13 protein-coding genes, 1 tRNA gene and 1 pseudogene are annotated in these 16,633 nt (G+C 64.8%); 7 read left to right on the plus strand and 8 right to left on the minus strand.

What is annotated here, in order from left to right; all coding sequences use genetic code 11:
• Nucleotides 1–23 precede the first annotated feature (23 nt).
• From AQZ49_RS19005 to AQZ49_RS19015, 3 genes are all read right to left on the minus strand, one after another.
• Nucleotides 24–392: a c-type cytochrome gene (locus AQZ49_RS19005; protein ID WP_067619604.1), complete on the minus strand. Its 369-nt coding sequence runs from the start codon at nucleotides 390–392 to the stop codon at nucleotides 24–26.
• Nucleotides 377–1,789, minus strand: coding sequence for a hypothetical protein (locus tag AQZ49_RS19010; protein ID WP_231739321.1), 1,413 nt, complete (start codon nucleotides 1,787–1,789; stop codon nucleotides 377–379). The genes AQZ49_RS19005 and AQZ49_RS19010 overlap by 16 nt, the downstream gene beginning before the upstream one ends.
• A 615-nt stretch (nucleotides 1,790–2,404) precedes the next feature.
• A tRNA-Ser gene (locus AQZ49_RS19015) sits at nucleotides 2,405–2,495 on the minus strand.
• A 78-nt stretch (nucleotides 2,496–2,573) separates the two neighbouring features.
• Here AQZ49_RS19015 and AQZ49_RS19020 point away from each other — a divergent pair.
• The 3 genes and pseudogenes from AQZ49_RS19020 to AQZ49_RS19030 all read left to right on the plus strand — a co-directional run bounded on the left by AQZ49_RS19020 (nucleotide 2,574) and on the right by AQZ49_RS19030 (nucleotide 5,072).
• Nucleotides 2,574–3,536: a peptidylprolyl isomerase gene (locus tag AQZ49_RS19020; RefSeq protein ID WP_067619611.1), complete on the plus strand. Its 963-nt coding sequence runs from the start codon at nucleotides 2,574–2,576 to the stop codon at nucleotides 3,534–3,536.
• On the plus strand, nucleotides 3,533–3,853 hold the full coding sequence (locus AQZ49_RS19025; RefSeq protein ID WP_067619614.1) for a DUF1905 domain-containing protein: 321 nt from the start codon (nucleotides 3,533–3,535) through the stop codon (nucleotides 3,851–3,853). Before AQZ49_RS19020 ends, AQZ49_RS19025 begins: the two co-directional genes overlap by 4 nt.
• A 67-nt stretch (nucleotides 3,854–3,920) precedes the next feature.
• Nucleotides 3,921–5,072, plus strand: a pseudogene (locus AQZ49_RS19030) (CaiB/BaiF CoA transferase family protein).
• Nucleotides 5,073–5,096: 24 nt separating this feature from the next.
• On the opposite strand, the gene AQZ49_RS19035 reads toward AQZ49_RS19030, so the two are convergent.
• Entirely contained in the window at nucleotides 5,097–7,205 is a 2,109-nt protein-coding gene (locus AQZ49_RS19035) for a RelA/SpoT family protein (protein WP_067619617.1), read from the minus strand.
• A 117-nt stretch (nucleotides 7,206–7,322) separates the two neighbouring features.
• On the opposite strand from AQZ49_RS19035, the gene AQZ49_RS19040 reads away from it, so the two are divergent.
• On the plus strand, nucleotides 7,323–8,588 hold the full coding sequence (locus tag AQZ49_RS19040; protein WP_231739322.1) for a glycosyltransferase family 87 protein: 1,266 nt from the start codon (nucleotides 7,323–7,325) through the stop codon (nucleotides 8,586–8,588).
• On the opposite strand, the gene AQZ49_RS19045 is transcribed toward AQZ49_RS19040, so the two are convergent.
• Nucleotides 8,504–9,157 carry a GNAT family N-acetyltransferase gene (locus AQZ49_RS19045; RefSeq protein WP_067619623.1) on the minus strand — a complete coding sequence of 218 codons (654 nt, stop codon included), beginning with the start codon at nucleotides 9,155–9,157 and terminating at the stop codon, nucleotides 8,504–8,506. The two genes, AQZ49_RS19040 and AQZ49_RS19045, sit on opposite strands and share 85 nt — an antisense overlap.
• A gap of 16 nt (nucleotides 9,158–9,173) precedes the next feature.
• Entirely contained in the window at nucleotides 9,174–10,046 is an 873-nt protein-coding gene (gene hemF, locus AQZ49_RS19050; protein WP_067619626.1) for an oxygen-dependent coproporphyrinogen oxidase, read from the minus strand.
• A gap of 81 nt (nucleotides 10,047–10,127) precedes the next feature.
• Between hemF and pdeM the strand changes: the two genes are divergently transcribed.
• The 3 genes from pdeM (at nucleotide 10,128) to AQZ49_RS19065 (ending at nucleotide 12,695) form a co-directional block, all read left to right on the plus strand.
• Nucleotides 10,128–10,844: a ligase-associated DNA damage response endonuclease PdeM gene (gene pdeM, locus AQZ49_RS19055; protein WP_067619629.1), complete on the plus strand. Its 717-nt coding sequence runs from the start codon at nucleotides 10,128–10,130 to the stop codon at nucleotides 10,842–10,844.
• An 87-nt stretch (nucleotides 10,845–10,931) separates the two neighbouring features.
• Entirely contained in the window at nucleotides 10,932–11,453 is a 522-nt protein-coding gene (gene infC / locus AQZ49_RS19060) for a translation initiation factor IF-3 (RefSeq protein WP_067619631.1), read from the plus strand.
• 120 nt (nucleotides 11,454–11,573) lie between these two features.
• Nucleotides 11,574–12,695: a potassium channel family protein gene (locus tag AQZ49_RS19065; protein WP_067619846.1), complete on the plus strand. Its 1,122-nt coding sequence runs from the start codon at nucleotides 11,574–11,576 to the stop codon at nucleotides 12,693–12,695.
• Between the two features lie 231 nt (nucleotides 12,696–12,926).
• Here the strand turns inward: AQZ49_RS19065 and AQZ49_RS19070 are convergent, their stop codons facing one another.
• Both AQZ49_RS19070 and eda read right to left on the minus strand, forming a co-directional pair.
• Nucleotides 12,927–15,710 (minus strand): phosphoenolpyruvate carboxylase, encoded by a 2,784-nt coding sequence (locus tag AQZ49_RS19070; RefSeq protein ID WP_067619633.1) that lies wholly within the window; start codon nucleotides 15,708–15,710, stop codon nucleotides 12,927–12,929.
• 45 nt (nucleotides 15,711–15,755) lie between these two features.
• A complete protein-coding gene (gene eda / locus AQZ49_RS19075; RefSeq protein WP_067619634.1) occupies nucleotides 15,756–16,370 on the minus strand; it encodes a bifunctional 4-hydroxy-2-oxoglutarate aldolase/2-dehydro-3-deoxy-phosphogluconate aldolase in 615 nt (204 codons plus the stop codon).
• Nucleotides 16,371–16,633: the final 263 nt, after the last annotated feature.

A 16,633-nucleotide genomic window follows, 5' to 3' on the forward strand; every position in this document is an offset into this window, starting at 1 on the left:
TCCGACACACTGCCGGATGGGTGTCAGCGCAGCGTTTCAAGATAGGCAACCAGGTCGACAGCCTGTGAGCGGTTTTGCAGGCCGGAAAAGGGCATCCGGTTGCCCTTGACCACCGCCTGCGGATTGGTGACATATTTGGCCAGTTGCTCGGCGGTCCAGGCAAAGCCTGCCGACTTCATGGCCGCCGAATAGCTGAAGCCGGGGACCGATCCCGCCTTGCGCCCAACCAGGCCGTGAAGCCCTGGTCCAACGACAGCATTGGTACCGGTCGAGTGGCACACGGCACAATTGGTCCTGAAGACTTTTGCTCCCGTCGCCAGGTCTGCCGCCAATGCCGGTGATGCACAACCGATTGCAACCACGGCGGCGGTGTTGATCAGAATGCGAGCCATGTAAAAAACCTCAGTGTGTTGTTGTCGGACGCATTGGCACCGTTGCCATCGTAATTGCGGACTGCGCCGTTGAAGCGCCCATAGGCGGTGTATTGCACCCCCATGCGCACGTTGAAGAGCGGGCCAAGCGGCGAGTTGCCCGCGCCCCAGGGCGTATAGTCGACCTGAGTGATGATGCCGTTGCTGTCGGGCCGGTTGGTGGGCGCAAACAGGTTAGCGTTGCTCGATCCGGTGATGAGGAACGGGTTCAGTGTCAGCCCGACCTTGCCGTGCCAGTAATAGGAGATATCGCCGCGCACCTCGTCAAGCGTCGTGCGCGCGCAATCCGGCGTGCCGGCATTACCAAAAAGACCAAGGGCGCAACTGGCCTCCAGATTGCTCGCCTCGTGCGCATAGCGCAGGTTGAGCGCCACGGTGTCACCTTTCGAGAGCGCCTTTTGCCATGAGGCATCGAGGCCGACATCGGCGTAGTGGTCGGAAAAGCCAGAGCTGCTATCGCGGCCCGGATAAATCTGCGCCTTGAGCAAAAAGGCGCCTGTCTCAACGGTGCCACCGGCAAAGTCCGTCTGGTACGCGAGCCGCGCATAAGGAGCCAGACCATGAATGGCGCCGGGGCTGGTAGGGTCAACGCCGAGCCACGAGAGCGTGCCGGCCGCCGGACTGGAATAGCCACCTCCCTCCACATAGAGGTGGTGGTTGAACCAGGCATAGGCAGTCAGGCCAACCACGTTTTGCGCCAGCGCTCCGTCGATAAGCGGCGCGGCGGCGGGCACCTGCGGCAATGCGCTGGCCGTATAGGGAAACCCCCAGGCGGGGGTGGTATTCCATGGATCTTGTACCGTGGGCGAGTTGTTGAACGAGAGGCCATAGGTCGCATCGGCCCCCAACAGCCTGCCACTGTTGACCAGCCGCAGGTCAAGGTTGTCCCAATGGAACTGGTGCGCGACACCATCCCAGGTAAACTGGGAAAAACCCCCGATATGCGATCCCAAGCCTCCCGCTACGAACAGGCTCGCCTGGTCGAGTGCAACATTGTCGTTACCGGCAAAATTGGCAGGCGGCGGGCTCTGGTCCCTGGCAGTATGCGTGAACGACGACTGCACCATCGCCGCCAAAGGAATGCTGTCCCTGGTGCGCAGCGTATACCCTCCCAGTTTGAACTCGCGCCCGAACGGGGTAAGCTGCGGGCCAAAGCCGCCAACGTGACACGCGGCGCATGGTTGACCGGTCTGATCAGCGTAAGCCGGTAGCGCGCGAGCAGGTGGCGTGATCAGCGCCGCCAGCAAACCGCAGAGCGCCGGGGCCGCAAGACACAGACCCAACGCTCGGCGACGCGGACCCGACCAAGCCCGCATTGCCAAAGGCAAATCCCCCAAAGCGAGTCCATCCACCGTCATGTTCACTCCCGCCAAGCTGGCAATAAGGCGCGGCCCGCATGTCTGGCCCGCTCTACCGCTAGTGGCTTTGCGGCTGGCTTTGGTTCATCCCGACCAGGCCAATTGCGTCGCGCAGCAATTTGAAGCGGAGGATTTTGCTAGGCCGCAGCGCACGAAAGGGCGACGCCCGAACGGATTGGACAGCCGCATACCAAGCGGCGCTGACGTGCAATCATACCTCCCGCCCCTCCTCGCCGCCCGACCACCATAACCAGCGAGTATCGTTGGTGGTCGGGCGGCGAGGAGGGGCCGGAGGTATGACCAGCGCTTTGCGCGAAAGTGGGCACTTGGTGCCCGTCAGCGCGGAGATGGCTTCGGTGGACGCGCAGCAGCCCGCTCTTCGGGCAAATCCGTTTGATAAACCCAGATCCGGCCTCGGCCTTCTACGGCTTCCACCCGCCCCGGGTTATCAACGTCTGGGAGGACGCATGAACGGCCAAAAGCAACGCAATCGCGCAAATTTCAGCCAGACCGACCGCGAATCGGTCCCGAAATATGACTGTAGATGCCAAAGTGGACCCAGAGGGCCCAGTTTTGCCCTAAGTAACTTATTTTATTATCATTACTGGTCTAAAATGGCGGAGCGGGAGGGATTCGAACCCTCGATACGCTTTTGGCGTATACTCACTTTCCAGGCGAGCGCCTTCGACCACTCGGCCACCGCTCCGCATGCTCTGGATGAGGCACGCGCCCTAGCGGCATGGTGGGGGTTTCGCAAGGGCGCAGGCAGTGGCATGGTGGGGATATGTTGCAAGCATCCGATCGTTTCGCCCGCCCTGCCCTTTCCTTGATCGCTGTTGCGCTGGCCCTGTTGGGCTCGCCTGCCGCATTTGCGCGGGACGATGCGGCGGCTGTGCCCACGCCGCCCGACATCGTGGCCTCCGCACCGGCGGGCGACTGGGTGGCGATTGCACCCGCTGATCTGCTGGTGATCGATCTGGCGCCCGCGGCGGCGGGGCATGCGCGGCGCGTGGTGATCCAGCTTTTGCCAGCGCCGTTTTCGCAAGGGTGGATTGGCAATATCCGCAAACTGGCGGCGGCGCATTGGTGGGACGGCACCAGCATCAACCGCGCGCAGGACAATTATGTGGTGCAATGGGGCGATCCCGATGGCGATGACAAGGCCCATGCCAAACCGCTGCCGGGCGGGCTGATCGAAAATGGCGAAGGCGCTTACGTGGCACCGCGCTTTGCGCTGCCGGCCGGGGCGGACAGCGCGTTGTCGCTGGGCGCGGATGCCTATGCGCCCGAAACGCGGATCATCGCGGGCTGGCCGGTCGGGCTCGACAAGGATCATGCCTGGCCGTTGCATTGCTATGGCATGGTGGGCGTCGGCCGCGACAATCCGCCCGATACCGGCACCGGGGCCGAACTCTACGCCGTGATCGGCCAGGCCCCGCGCCAGCTCGACCGCAATATCGCGCTGGTCGGGCGGGTGATCGAGGGGATCGAATATCTGTCCACGCTGCCGCGCGGAACCGCGGCGCTCGGCTTTTACGCCACGGCCGCCGAGCGCGTGCCGATCACCGCCAGCCGCATCGGCACCGATGTGCCCGGTCTGCCGACATACCAGTATCTGTCGACCACCGGCAGCACGTTTGCCCGTTATGCTGCCGCGCGCGCCAACCGGCGCGACCGGTTCTTTATTCAGCCTGCGGGCGGGGTCGATGCCTGCAACGTGCCTGTGCCGGTGCGCCGCGCGCCGTGACCGGCGAGGAAACCCATCGGTTTACCACCACGCTGGTGCAATGGCGCAGCGAAGGGCATGGTGTGTGGCATTTCATCGGAGTGACCGCCGATGTGGCCGAGGCGCTCGATGGCACGGCGCTGATGCACCGGCTTGAATCCGGGCGGCGCAGCGGGTTTGGCTCGGTGAAACTGACCATCCGCATCGGCGAAACCGAATGGCGCACCTCCGCCTTTCCGATCAAGCACGCGGGCTGGTCGATCCCGGTATCGGCCAAAGTGCGCAAGGCCGAAGGGCTGGTCGTGGGCGATGCGCTGGAGGTTTGCCTGACATTCTGACGCAGCCCGGTTGCACAGCTTTAATCGATCACTTAAGCCCCGGCAGGTCATAACGGGAGATTTGGGCGTGACCGGACAAAAACTGCTCGAAGGCATTCGCATCGTCGATCTGACCAGCGTGGTGTTCGGCCCCTATGCGACCGAAATCATGGCCGATCTGGGCGCCGATGTGATCAAGGTCGAAGGCCCGACCGGCGACCAGTTCCGCCATGCCGGAAAGTTTCGCACCACGCCGGGCATGGGCCCCTGCACGCTCAACCTCAACAAGGGCAAGCGCTCGCTTGCCGTCGATCTCAAAACCGAAGCGGGCAAGACGGCGCTGGCCGCGCAACTGGCCGAGGCGGACGTGTTCATCCACAACGTGCGGGGCAAGGCGATCGAGCGGCTGGGGTTCGGCTATGACGCGGTGCGCGCGATCCGGCCCGATATCGTCTATGTCCATTGCGTCGGGTTCGGTTCGGACGGGCCCTATGCCGATTTGCAGGCCTATGACGATGTGATCCAGGCCGCGACCGGAACGGCGACGCTGTTGCCGCGCGCCGATGGCAACCCGGCCCCGCGCTATATCCCCTCGCTGATCGCCGACAAAGTCGCGGGACTGCACGGCGCCTATGCCATCCTGGCGGCGATCGTGCACTAGCTGCGCTTTGGCGGCGGACAATTCGTGGAAGTGCCGATGTTCGAAACGTTCACCCATTTCATGGCGCAGGAACACCTGTTTGGCGCCACGCTGGTGCCCCCGCTCGAACCCGCAGGCTATCCCCGTCAGATCGACCCGGCGCGCCAGCCCTTCCCCACCGCCGATGGCCATATCAGCCTGGTGCCCTATACCGACGCCGCGCTGATCAAGGTGTTCACCCTGCTCGGCGCGCCCGAGCTGGCGTTGGAAGACCGTTTTGCCACACCGCGTGCGCGCGCCGCCAATATTACCGAGGCCTATCGCGAAATCGCGCGCCGGACGCCCGCGCGCACCACCGCCGAATGGACGCGGATCTTCGCCGAAAACCAGATCCCCGCGATGCCGGTGCGCGATCTGGCCGATATCACCAGCGACCCGCACCTGATCGAAGTTGGCCTGTTCCAGCCGCGCACCCATCCGACCGAGGGCGAATACCTGCACCTGAAGGCACCGGTGCGTTTTTCAGTCGGATCGTGCGCAACCGGGCCGGCGCCGACGATCGGGCAGGACAATGCGGAATTGGGCGCGGCACCCGTTTGATCGCAACCCGGCGAGACTGGCGCCTCAGATCCGTTCCGCCTGCGCCACTGCATCGCTGGCGCGCAGGGCGCTGATGATCCGGGTCAGGTGGGCCAGGTCGCGCACTTCCAGATCGACCACATAAGTATGAAACGGGTTTTCACGCTGGGTCATTTCCAGGTTGACCACGTTGGCGTGGTTCTTGCCGAAAATCCCGGCCATTTCGGCCAGTGTGCCGGGGCGGTTGTAAAGCTCTGCGCGCAGGCGGCCGACCGCGCCGTCGTTGGGGGTTTCCCACGACAGGTCGATCCAGTCGGCATCGACCCCGTTGGCCAGTTGCAGGCAATCGATCGAATGGACTTCGACGCTCTTTTCAGGGCGCCGCAGCCCGACAATGCGGTCGCCCGGCACGGGATGGCAACAGGTCGCCAGCTTGAACGCGGCGCCGGGGCTCAGGCCGCGCACGGCGATCGCGCGTTGCTGGCGCGGCCATGAATCCTGCGGCCATTCCTCGCTTTGCGGCAAGTTGGCGGCACTGCCGGGCACCAGCGCCTCCATCACCTGGCGGTCGCTGATCCGGGCCTGGCCGATCGCCACCATCAGTTCGTCTTCATTGTTGAATTTCAGCCGCTTGATCGCTTCGGTCAGCGCCTTTTTGCCGATCTTGGTGGGCAGGCGGTCGACGATTTCATCATAGAGCTTGCGCCCGATCGCGGCGATATCGGCGCGTTCCTTTTGGCGCACCGCGCGGCGGATGGCGGCACGCGCCTTGCCGGTCACCGCAAACGACAGCCACGACAATTGCGGTTCGGACGTGCGGCTGCGGATAATCTCGACCACGTCGCCATTGGTCAGCGGGGTGCGCAGCGGCACGTGGCGACCGTTGATCTTCGCGCCGACCGCCGCCGCGCCCAGATTGGTGTGCACGGCAAAGGCAAAATCGATCGGCGTCGCGCCCTTGGGCAACTGGAACAGCGCGCCCTTGGGGGTGAACGCAAAGATGCGATCCTGGTACATCGCCATGCGCGTGTTTTCGAGCAGTTCCTCGGGATCATTGCTGGCATCGAGGATTTCGACCAGATCGCGCAGCCAGCCGACTTGTTCGTCGGGCTGGGTCCCGCCCTGTTTGTAGGCCCAGTGCGCGGCCAGCCCATATTCGTTGGTCTGGTGCATTTCCTGCGTTTTGATCTGAACTTCAACACGCATCGCATTGTTATAAATCAATGATGTGTGCAGGCTACGATATCCGTTCAGCTTTGGCGTGGAAATGTAATCCTTGAACCGGCCGGGGATCATCTGCCACGTGCGGTGCAACAGCCCCAACGCGGCATAACAGTCCTCGACCGTGTCGGTGACCACGCGAAACGCCATGATATCGGTGATCTGTTCAAACGAGACATGGCGCTCGGCCATCTTTTTCCAGATCGAATAAGGATGCTTTTCGCGGCCCGCGACTTCGACGCGCATGCCCGTACCGGCCAGCACCTGCTTGATTTCCAGCGCGATTGCATCGACCTGGCCTTCACCCGCAGTGCGGATCGCCTCAAGCCGACCGGTGATCGTGGCATAGGCGTCGGGTTCCAATTGCTGAAACGCCAGCAACTGCATCTCGCGCATATATTCGTACATCCCCACGCGCTGCGCCAGCGGGGCATAGATTTCCATCGTCTCACGCCCGATGCGGCGGCGCTTTTCCTCGCTGCGGATGAAATGCAGCGTGCGCATGTTGTGCAACCGGTCGGCCAGCTTGACCAGCAGGACGCGCAAGTCTTCGCTCATGGCCAGCAGAAACTTGCGCAAGTTTTCCGCCGCGCGCTCGTTTTCCGACATCGTTTCGATTTTCGACAGCTTGGTCACGCCATCGACCATGCGCGCCACATTGGCCCCGAACAGGCGCTCGATTTCCTCAGGGGTCGCCAGCGTATCCTCGACCGTGTCGTGCAACAGCGCGGTCATGATGGTTTCCTGATCGAGCTTCAGCTCGGTCATCAACCCCGCCACTTCGACCGGATGCGAAAAATACGGGTCGCCGCTCGCGCGTTTCTGGGTGCCGTGTTTCTGCACGGTGTAGACATAGGCACGGTTGAGCATCGCCTCGTCCGCATCCGGGGCATAGGCGAGCACGCGCTCGACAAGTTCATACTGACGCAACATGGTCTGCCCAGAATGGGCGCACGATTGCCGCAAGGGCAAGGCAAAACTCCCCCCGCGCATACGATTCGTTCAATATTGCGGGGTTAAGGTGACGCCATCATGGACTGGGTGGCGTTCTTGGGCAGGACCATTTCCAATGGGTGTGCCGGCTGGCTGGCGGCGTTGCGCGCCAATGCCTGGCCCGACCGGCTGCGCGTGCGGGTAATCGCGCTCTATATGCTGATCGCCTATGTGCCGATGATGGGGCATGTCTATCGCGATGCGGTGGGCCATGTCGGCAGCGATTTTCTGGCCTTCTGGGGCGCCGGGCGGATCGTGGCCGCGGGCATTCCGTGGGACGTGTTCGACCTTGCCACCGAACGCGCAGCCCAGGCCGCCAGCCACACCGGCCAGATGGTCGCCTATGTCAATCCGCCGCCATACCTGTTTCTCACCTGGCCGCTGGGGCTGTTGCCCTATGCCCAGGCGTGGCTGATCTGGGCGCTGGGCGGCTGGCTGATATGGTTTGCCGTGGCACGCCGGGTGCTGCCGCACGAGCCCTTGGCGGTGCTGGCCTATCCGGCGGCGTTTCTGGCCGGGTGTCATGCGCAAAACGGGTTCATCACCGGCGCGCTGCTGATCGGCGGGGTCCTGGCGGTGGCGCGCAACACCCGGCGCAGCGACATTGTGGCGGGCCTGCTGTTCGGCGCGCTGGTGATCAAGCCGCATCTGGCGCTGCTGGTGCCGCTGTGGCTGATTGCCGCGCGGCGCTGGCGCGTGCTGGGTGCGGGGGCGGCTTCGGCGGCGCTGCTGTGTCTGGCCTCGCTGGTGGTGTTCGGGCCTGCCACATGGGCCGCCTGGCCGACCGGGCTGCATGTCGATGCAGTGTTGATGGCGCAGACCAGCGGTCCGTTTTTCCTGCGCATGGCAACGCCCTATGCGCTGCTGCGGGTGACGATGGGGCCGTCGGTGGCGCTGGCCGGGCAGGCGGCGATCTCGTTTGCCACGGCGATCCTGCTGTGGCGGATTGCACGTCAACAGGGCGCCACCGCCGCTACCGGAGCGCTGATGCTGGCGGCGACGGCGATCGCCTCACCCTATCTGTTCAGCTATGACTTCCCGTTCCTGATCCAGCCGACATTGTGGCTGGTGGCACAGGCGCAGCGGCTGGGCTGGCGCGCGTGGGAGAAACCCGCGCTGATCATGCTGTGGCTGGCGCCGCTGGCGACGCGCTCGGCGGCGCTGCCGCTCCATGCCAATCTGATGCCGCTGGCGGGGCTGGCGCTGGTCTGCGTGGTGCTGTCGCGCCTGCCCGGCGCTCAGTCGACGATCAGCGGGTGGAGCGGGGCAGTGTCGGCGGGCAACAGCCCCGATGCGCGCGGATCGCTGAATACCTCGACATAGCGCGCGACCGGCGCAAAGCCCTGGGCCCGGTAAAACCCCACTGCGCGCGGATCATCGAGTGTGCAGGTATGCACCCACACCCGCGCCACCGGCGCCCTGGCATCGCCCCCGGCCCAGGCCCGCTGCAGCGCGCGACGCATCAGCCATTTGCCAAAGCCTTGCCCGGCGGCCTTTGGCACAAACCCGAAGAAGGCAATTTCGCAGGCATTAGCATGGCGGAAATCAAGCTCCAGCATGCCGATTTCCACGCGCGCGCGGTCGGTCACGGCATAAAGCTCGACCGCCGGATCATGGATGATCCCGGCCAGCGCCGCATCGTCTAGGGCCAGCCGCGACCACCACAGCCAGGGCGCCCCGATCCGCTGATAGAGCAGGCGATAGCGTTCGGGCGCGCAATCGGCCCAGCGCACCAGTTGCAGCGGCACGTCGGGCTCGATGCCCGGGCGCCGCAGTGCATCGGGCAAGGCGGTCATTTCCAGCGCGGTGACCACCGCCGCCAGATCGCCTGGTGCCACCGCATGAAAGCCCTGCGCCAGCGGGGCGCGCGTGTCGTCGTGGGTGATCGCCATCAGCCGTGTCCTGCACTCACGCCCAGGTCGCTTCGGGCGGCAGGCTCATCAGGATGGCATCGATGTTGCCCCCGGTTTTCAGCCCGAACAGCGTGCCCCGATCATAGACCAGGTTGAATTCGGCATAGCGCCCGCGCCAGGCGAGTTGCTGCGCCTTGTCGACAGGCGTCCAGTCATGCCTCATGCGGCGGCGCACCAGCCGGGGAAACACATCGACAAACGCCTCTCCCACCGCGCGCGTAAAGGCGAAATGGGCGTCGAACGCGGCAGCATCGGCGCATTCGAGGTGATCGTAGAAGATCCCCCCCACGCCGCGATGGACCTGGCGATGGGGAATATAGAAATAGTCATCGGCCCAGGCCTTGAAGCGCGGGTAATAGGCCGGATCATGCGCATCGCAGGCGGCCTTGAACGCGGCGTGGAAATCGGCGGTGTCTTCGTCATAGGGCAAAGGCGGGTTGAGATCGCCGCCGCCGCCGAACCACGCCTTGCGCGTGGTCAGGAACCGCGTGTTGAAATGCACCGCCGGCACATGCGGATTGGCCATATGCGCCACCAGGCTGATGCCGGTTGCGGTAAAGCCGGGGTTTTCGGCATCGGCGCCGTTGATGGTCCTGGCGAATTCGGGGCTGAACGCACCGCCGACGGTCGACACGTTGACGCCGACTTTCTCGAACACTTTGCCCTTCATGAGGCCCTGCACGCCGCCGCCGCCTTCACCGCTGCCATCAGCCTCGCGCGCCCAGGGGGTATAACCGAACGCCGCGTCACTGCCAGCCTCACGCTCGATCGCCTCGAACGCGGCGCAGATCCTGTCGCGCAGGCTTTCAAACCAGGCGCGCGCGCGCGCGGTGGCTTCGGTCCAGTCCGCCGGGGTCGTCTCGGTCATGCGTGCCCTCTTCCCAATCGCCCCCGGCAAAGGGGGTGAAAACGGCTTGCCAAGCTCTGCGCCGTCCCGCAAGAGAAACAAATGGTTCCCGTTTCGTTCGCGTCATTTCCCTTTCATCGCCAGGAATTCTGCCTTGGCACCGGGGCCGATGCGGCGCGGGCGCTCTATTGGGTGGAACAGCGCGCATTGCTGGTGGCCGACCTGCATCTGGAAAAGGCCAGTTTCTTTGCACGCGGCGGGCAGATGCTGCCGCCTTATGACAGCCGCGAAACGCTTGAACGGCTGGCCCATGCCTTGCGGTTGACGGGGGCGCGCCGGGTGTTCTGCCTGGGCGACAACTTTCACGACGCGGGCGGGCCAGACCGGCTCGATCCGCATGCCGCCGGGATGCTGTCGGCACTGACCCGCGCCACCGACTGGGTGTGGATCACCGGCAATCACGATATCAAGGGCGCCGCGCCGCAGAGCCCGGCGCTGCCCGGCACGCATCTCGTCGAGGCGGAACTGGACGGGATCGTGTTGCGGCACGAGGCTTTGGCGGGCGAACTCCGCCCCGAATTGTCGGGCCATTTCCATCCGCGCCTGCGCGTGGTGCAACGCGGCCGCACGATCCGGCGGCCCTGCGTGGTGGCCAGCGACACGCGGCTGGTGCTGCCCGCGTTCGGCACGCTGACCGGGGGCCTCGATGCCGATGCCCCGGCGATCCGCGCCGCGCTCGCCCCCGCCGCGGCGGCCGATGCGCTCGTGCCCGCGGGCGGGCGTCTGGCACGCTTTGCGCTGTGGCGCGACGCGGCCTGAACTTACGCTTTAACTGTTGGCGCGTTGTGGTATGAGCGCGTTTCGAAAACCACAGGAGAACCGAAAATAGCTCCCCCACCTCGGCGCATGATGGCGCCCCCCGTCAAGAGCGGGCCACGCTTCAATCAGATGATCAACGTGCCCAAAGTGCGCGTGATCGATGAGAACGGCGAAAACCTGGGCGTAATGTACACCCGCGAAGCGATCGAGCAGGCAGCCGAGGTCGGTCTTGACCTTGTCGAAGTGTCTCCCAATGCCGATCCGCCCGTGTGCAAATTCCTGGATGTCGGCAAGTTCCGTTACGAAGCCCAGAAAAAGGCCAACCTTGCCCGCAAGAGCCAGAAGACGCAGGAGATCAAGGAGATCAAGATGCGTCCGAATATCGATGACCACGACTATGACGTGAAGATGCGCAACGTGCACCGCTTCATCGAAGATGGCGACAAAGTGAAAATCACCTTGCGCTTTCGCGGTCGCGAACTGTCGCACCAGCAACTGGGCATGAACCTGTTGCGCCGCGTGCAGGACGATGTGGCCGAAATCGCCAAAGTCGAGGCGTTTCCGCGCATGGAAGGCCGCCAGATGCTGATGGTGCTCGCACCGAAGTAACCCGGCGCGATTGCGTCGCCATGCAAAAGGGCGCGGCCGTCGGTCGCGCCCTTTTGCATGGCTGCGGTTTCGCCCGACTGGACAAACCGGTGGCCGATAGGTCATCTGGTCCGCGCAACCATGGCCGGAATTCAACCACCCCACACCCCGATTTTCGGGAACCAGCACGAAACGGGCGGTTTGCTCGCCTCGCCGCTGAAGCTGTTGTCGGGCACGATCGTGTGGATGGCGATCGTGTTCATGGTGTCGACCATCGGCTATGCCATGGCCGGCTGGCCGCTGGGCGATGCGGCCTATATGGTGCTGACCACGGTCTATTCGGTCGGCTATGGCGAAGTGCGCCCGGTCGATACCGCGTTTCTGCGGATGTGGACGATCATGACCATCGTGCTGGGGTGCACCGGCATGATCGTGTTGACCGGCGCGCTGATCCAGGTGTTCAATCTCTACCAATTCCGCCGTTTTCTGGGGCTTGATCGCATGCAGAACGAAATCGAACGGCTCGACACCCATGCCATCATCTGCGGCTATGGCCGCATCGGCGTACAATTGGCCAAGGCGCTGACCGAAGCGCGCCATCCGTTCGTGATCATCGAGCGCGAAGCGGCCAAAGCCGAAGAGGCGCGCACTGCCGGATACCTGACGATTACCGGCGAGGCCACCCACGAAGACGTGCTGATGCAGGGCCGTATCGATCGCGCGCGCGTGCTGGTCTGCGCGCTGCCCAACGATGCCGCCAATGTGTTCATCACGTTGTCGGCGCGCAACCTCAATCCGGCGGTGCAGATCATCGCGCGCGGCGAGGCACCCACCACCGAAAGCAAACTGTTCCACGCCGGGGCCAACAAAGTCGTGCTGCCCACGCACATCGGCGCCGAACGGATCACCGAACTGATCCTGTTTCCCGCCACCGAATCGATGCTGGGCGATATCCGCGAGGTCGGCACGATCAAACGCAACCTCAACGATTTCGGGCTCGATCTCGAAGTGGTGACCGCAGGCGAGCGCGGCGCGCTGACCGGGGTGACCGTGGGTGAGGCGGAACGGCGCGGCGCGGGTGCATTCTTCATCGTGCAGATCGATCGCGACGGCGGCCAGTCGATCCAGCACCCCGGCGAAGACGTGCGCATCGAGCCGGGCGACCTGATCCTGCTGGTGGTGCGCGGCAGCCGCCTGTCGGCCGGCGCCATCTTCAACGCGCCGCAACGCCCGCAACGTCACGGGCGGATGTTCATCGGCTGAAAGTCCCATCAGGGACTACGGCGCTGACACAAGTGCGTTGGGCGACTTTACGCCAATACTATCCGCAAAATCCGCTCGTCCTGAGCTTGTCGAAGGATGCGCGCCGACCTCGACCCCGCACGCCAGCAATACGCCCGTTGGGCAACTGCCGCGCGCATCCTTCGACAAGCTCAGGATGAACGGACTTCGAGAACGCAGGGATGCATGAATCCACCAGATCTGCGCCTCGCGCTACCCGTGCGCGCCGAAATAATTGGCGATGGCCACCGCGATGCGCAGATTGAGCGCATGCGCTCGCTCGATCGGGTCGATGAAGCGGGTGCGGATCGCGCTGTAGTCTTCGGCTTCGTCGTCGGGATAGTCGGTCGGCTCGGTCAGCACGAAATCACCGATGCCCGGTTCGATCACCGGATAGGCCCGCCGCAATTGCGCCAGTGCCTCGTCCACGCGCAGCGACAGCACCATTTCCAGCACGTCTTCGCGGCTGATGTCGTTGGCGCGCGAAAACTGCGGCACTTGCACCGCGCGCAGGAACATATGCATCAGCAGCGTCAGGCGCACCGCCTGCAACAGCCCGATCGTGCGCCGCGCATCGTCGCTGGCCGGATCGCGCCCGGCCGGTGCCCCCGGCACCAGCGACAACAGCCGGTGCAGCTTCATCCAGTCAACACGCAGGCGTGACACCATGCGCCGGAACACGCCCGCGCGGTCATCCTTGGTCAGGTAATCGGCCAGCGCCAGACAGCCGTTTTCCAGGCCGGTTTCGGTGCCGCGATAGGGACGGCTGGCCCAATAGGCCGAATTGAACAGTTCGCCGAACGCGCCGACCGTCTTGATCGAGGCAAGTCCGTTGGCCGATCGCAACAGGCGCACCAACTGGTTGCCCCGGTCCGACGCGCCGAGCAGTTCGGCAATCGATTCGATTTCCTCGCCCGCCGCCGTGCCCGCCCCGGCGATCACGTTCACCGCATAGCCGATCTGTTGCAGGATGGCGTTGTGCGGGATCGCGCGGATCTGCCGCAGGCTCATCGTGCGGTCGGCCTGGATATCCGACTGGCGACGCGACACGCGGCTGCCGGTCACTTTCAGCATGCCCAGGCCAAAGGCAGTCACCGCGCGCGAATAGGTCGTGCTGCCCAGGAAATCGCGCTGAACGCGGCGGATCGAGCGATAGAAATCGAGACTGAGATCGGTGCGGTCGTAAAACGGATCGCGCCCATATTCGCCGGTCAGCGCGGTCTGTGCCTCGGCCACGCGGGTCAGCGTGGCCAGCGCCAGATCGGGATTGCGGAAAAACAGATAACCGTCGCCACCCTGAAAGCTGACTTCGGGTTCCAGTACGATGCCGGTCTTGGCAAACCGGCTGCGCGCCCAGCGACTGAGCGGCCAGGACAACCGGTCGACCATGCCCGAGGGATGCGCACCGCGCCCCATGCTTTCGCCATGGGTGTTGAAGATCAGCGCGGACACCCCGGTCATGTCGTGTGCACGCATCGCTTCGGCCAGCCGGCCCTGCAACCGCTCGATCGCCAGCGCCGCCGGGATCTGGCCGAGGAAGCGCCCGGCATCGGAAAAGCCGGTCTGGATCGCCACCCGGCCACGCGCCCGCGCATAGTCGCGATAGGCGGGTTCGGCCAGCAAGGCGTCGAGAAAGCGCCCGCCATGTTCCAGCGCGGTTTCGGTTTCGAACAAAGGCGAGACATCGACTTTGTCCTCGATCCCGAACAACCGCGCGAAATAGAGCGCGGCCAGCACGGTCTGCGGCTGTTCGCATTCGGCGATCAGCATGCGGATCGGCGTATCCGCATCGATATGGTGCAGGATCTGCGCCATGACGAGAAACTGGCGCATCGCGGTCGAGGTTTCGATTGCCAGCGCGGCGAAATTGACGCGCAGCGGCTTGGCCGCCGCCAGCACTTCGCGCAATCGCGACAATGCGCCCCGGCTGCCCAGATCCAGCGTGCCATCGGGATCGATGCGACGGCGCAAGGCATTGTGCAATTGCGACGAATTGACGCGGAAGTGAATCCACCCCAGCCCCAGACCATCGGCGCGCATCGCCGCCGCCAGCGCGGCATAAGCCACCGCGCTGTCATCCTTTGCGGTGCGGGCATCGGCATCGAGTGCGGCGATGATCGGCGTCAGCGACAGCAGGCGCGCCGGATTGTCGGCGGTCATGCGGTTGGCGACATCGGCCAGCACGGCGGGATCGGTCAGCGGCTGGGCAAACAGCTCTGCCATTTCCGCCGCCTGGTCACGCCCGGCAACCAGCCGGGGCAACAGCGCGTGATCGCCATCGATCGCCGCCAGCGTCGCCACATAGCTCGACAGGCGGCGCGCCTTCTCGCGCAGCCGGAACAGGATCGAGGTGGACCAGCCGATATCGGTGCGCCCATCCATGTCATAGCCGACCCAGGTGGCAAAGCGGAACGGCAACGGCCGGAAATCGAGCCACCGCCCGGGCCAGCGCGCGCGCGCATGGGCCAGCAGGCGGGTATTGATCCGGTCGCGCGCAGTGGCGGCGCGCTCGATCGCGGCCAGCGCTTCGGCGTGTTCGAATTCCAGCGTGATGGCCGGGCCCGGCCCCGGCACCGCACAGACCGTGGCGGCACGCGGATCGTCGGCCAGCGCGGCCGTGGCCACCGCATCGGCATCACCGGGGGTCAGCAGAAACGTCGGATGCGCGGTAAACACCGCATGCAGCAAGGGCCGTTCCCAGCGGCGGCGGAATTCGGAAAAGCCGTCTTCTTCGTGCAGCAGCCCGACAATGCGGTCGAGATTGGCGTCGGGCTCGGTCGGCGCGACCAGCGCGCGCAGCCGCGCGGCGCGGGTTTGCAAGGCCTCGCATTCCAGCTCTGCCACCAGCGCCTCGATCGCATCGAGCCCGATCGTGCCGGCCTCCAACTGGCGCGACAGATCGTGGCTGAGCTGAAACACCGGGTTGAACAGCGGCGTTTCGGTGGTGCGCTCGTGCAAGTCCCGCAACCTGCTGCGCAAAGTATCGACGGTGGTCATCGTCCGTGTCTTTCCTCTGGGTCGGCGCGGTGCGGGACTGGTCATTTATGGTCGCAGAGCGGTTGCCGCGCGCGCCGCCGCCTCGATCGCGGCTTCGTCGGGTGTGCCCTTGCCCACCAGCCAACTGCCGCCGACGCACAGCACCGGGTCGAACGCCAGCCATTCGGGGGCATTTTGCAGGTTGATCCCGCCGGTCGGACAGAATTTCGCCTGATAGAACGGGGCCGCCAGCGCCTTGAGCGCGGGCAGCCCGCCCGACGTCGCCGCCGGGAAGAACTTGAAGTGCGTCAGCCCGAGATCGAGCCCGGTCATGATATCGGCGGCATTGGCGGTGCCGGGCAGGAACGGAATGCCCGCATCGATCGCCGCTTCGCCCAGCCGCCGGGTCAACCCGGGCGACACGATGAATTCCGCGCCCGCGTCGATCGCCAATTTCAGGTCATCGGGATTGGTCACCGTGCCGGCACCGACAATCGCGCCATCAACCCCGCGCATGGCACGGATCGCGTCGAGCGCGGCGGGCGTGCGCAAAGTCACTTCGAGCACGCGCAGCCCCCCCGCGACGAGCGCGCGCGCCACGGGCACCGCGTGCGCGGCGTCCTCGATCACCAGGACCGGAATGACCGGTGCGGTGCGCATGATGGTTTCAATCGGCTTCATGGCAAGGTCTCGCGTATCTATGGACGCGCGAACCTAGCCCGCAACCCTTTCTTGTGCAGCCGCTAACACGACTGCCGCATACTTATTTCCTGTGGCATGCGCGCATCAGAGTCTGATTCAAAATTCGCGAGAGAGCGAATTTTGAAGGCCGCACCGGCCCGCTCCCCGCGACGAAGAGCACGAAAACGTCCGGGGGACGTTTTCGCTGAGGAGCCGACCACCCTACGATAGTACCCTATGGGTGGTCGGGTGGGGGAGCGGGC

Source organism: Novosphingobium sp. FSW06-99 (assembly GCF_001519065.1).
Classification (GTDB): Bacteria; Pseudomonadota; Alphaproteobacteria; order Sphingomonadales; family Sphingomonadaceae; genus Novosphingobium.

Bases quoted from the DNA above. Each gene is read 5' to 3' on its own strand.
- AQZ49_RS19005 (WP_067619604.1), bottom strand. From the start codon at position 392: ATGGCTCGCATTCTGATCAACACCGCCGCCGTGGTTGCAATCGGTTGT.
- AQZ49_RS19010 (WP_231739321.1), bottom strand. From the start codon at position 1,789: ATGACGGTGGATGGACTCGCTTTGGGGGATTTGCCTTTGGCAATGCGG.
- AQZ49_RS19020 (WP_067619611.1), top strand. From the start codon at position 2,574: ATGTTGCAAGCATCCGATCGTTTCGCCCGCCCTGCCCTTTCCTTGATC.
- AQZ49_RS19035 (WP_067619617.1), bottom strand. From the start codon at position 7,205: ATGTTGCGTCAGTATGAACTTGTCGAGCGCGTGCTCGCCTATGCCCCG.
- AQZ49_RS19045 (WP_067619623.1), bottom strand. From the start codon at position 9,157: ATGGCGATCACCCACGACGACACGCGCGCCCCGCTGGCGCAGGGCTTT.
- hemF (WP_067619626.1), bottom strand. From the start codon at position 10,046: ATGACCGAGACGACCCCGGCGGACTGGACCGAAGCCACCGCGCGCGCG.
- pdeM (WP_067619629.1), top strand. From the start codon at position 10,128: ATGGTTCCCGTTTCGTTCGCGTCATTTCCCTTTCATCGCCAGGAATTC.
- infC (WP_067619631.1), top strand. From the start codon at position 10,932: ATGATGGCGCCCCCCGTCAAGAGCGGGCCACGCTTCAATCAGATGATC.
- AQZ49_RS19065 (WP_067619846.1), top strand. From the start codon at position 11,574: ATGGCCGGAATTCAACCACCCCACACCCCGATTTTCGGGAACCAGCAC.
- AQZ49_RS19070 (WP_067619633.1), bottom strand. From the start codon at position 15,710: ATGACCACCGTCGATACTTTGCGCAGCAGGTTGCGGGACTTGCACGAG.
- eda (WP_067619634.1), bottom strand. From the start codon at position 16,370: ATGAAGCCGATTGAAACCATCATGCGCACCGCACCGGTCATTCCGGTC.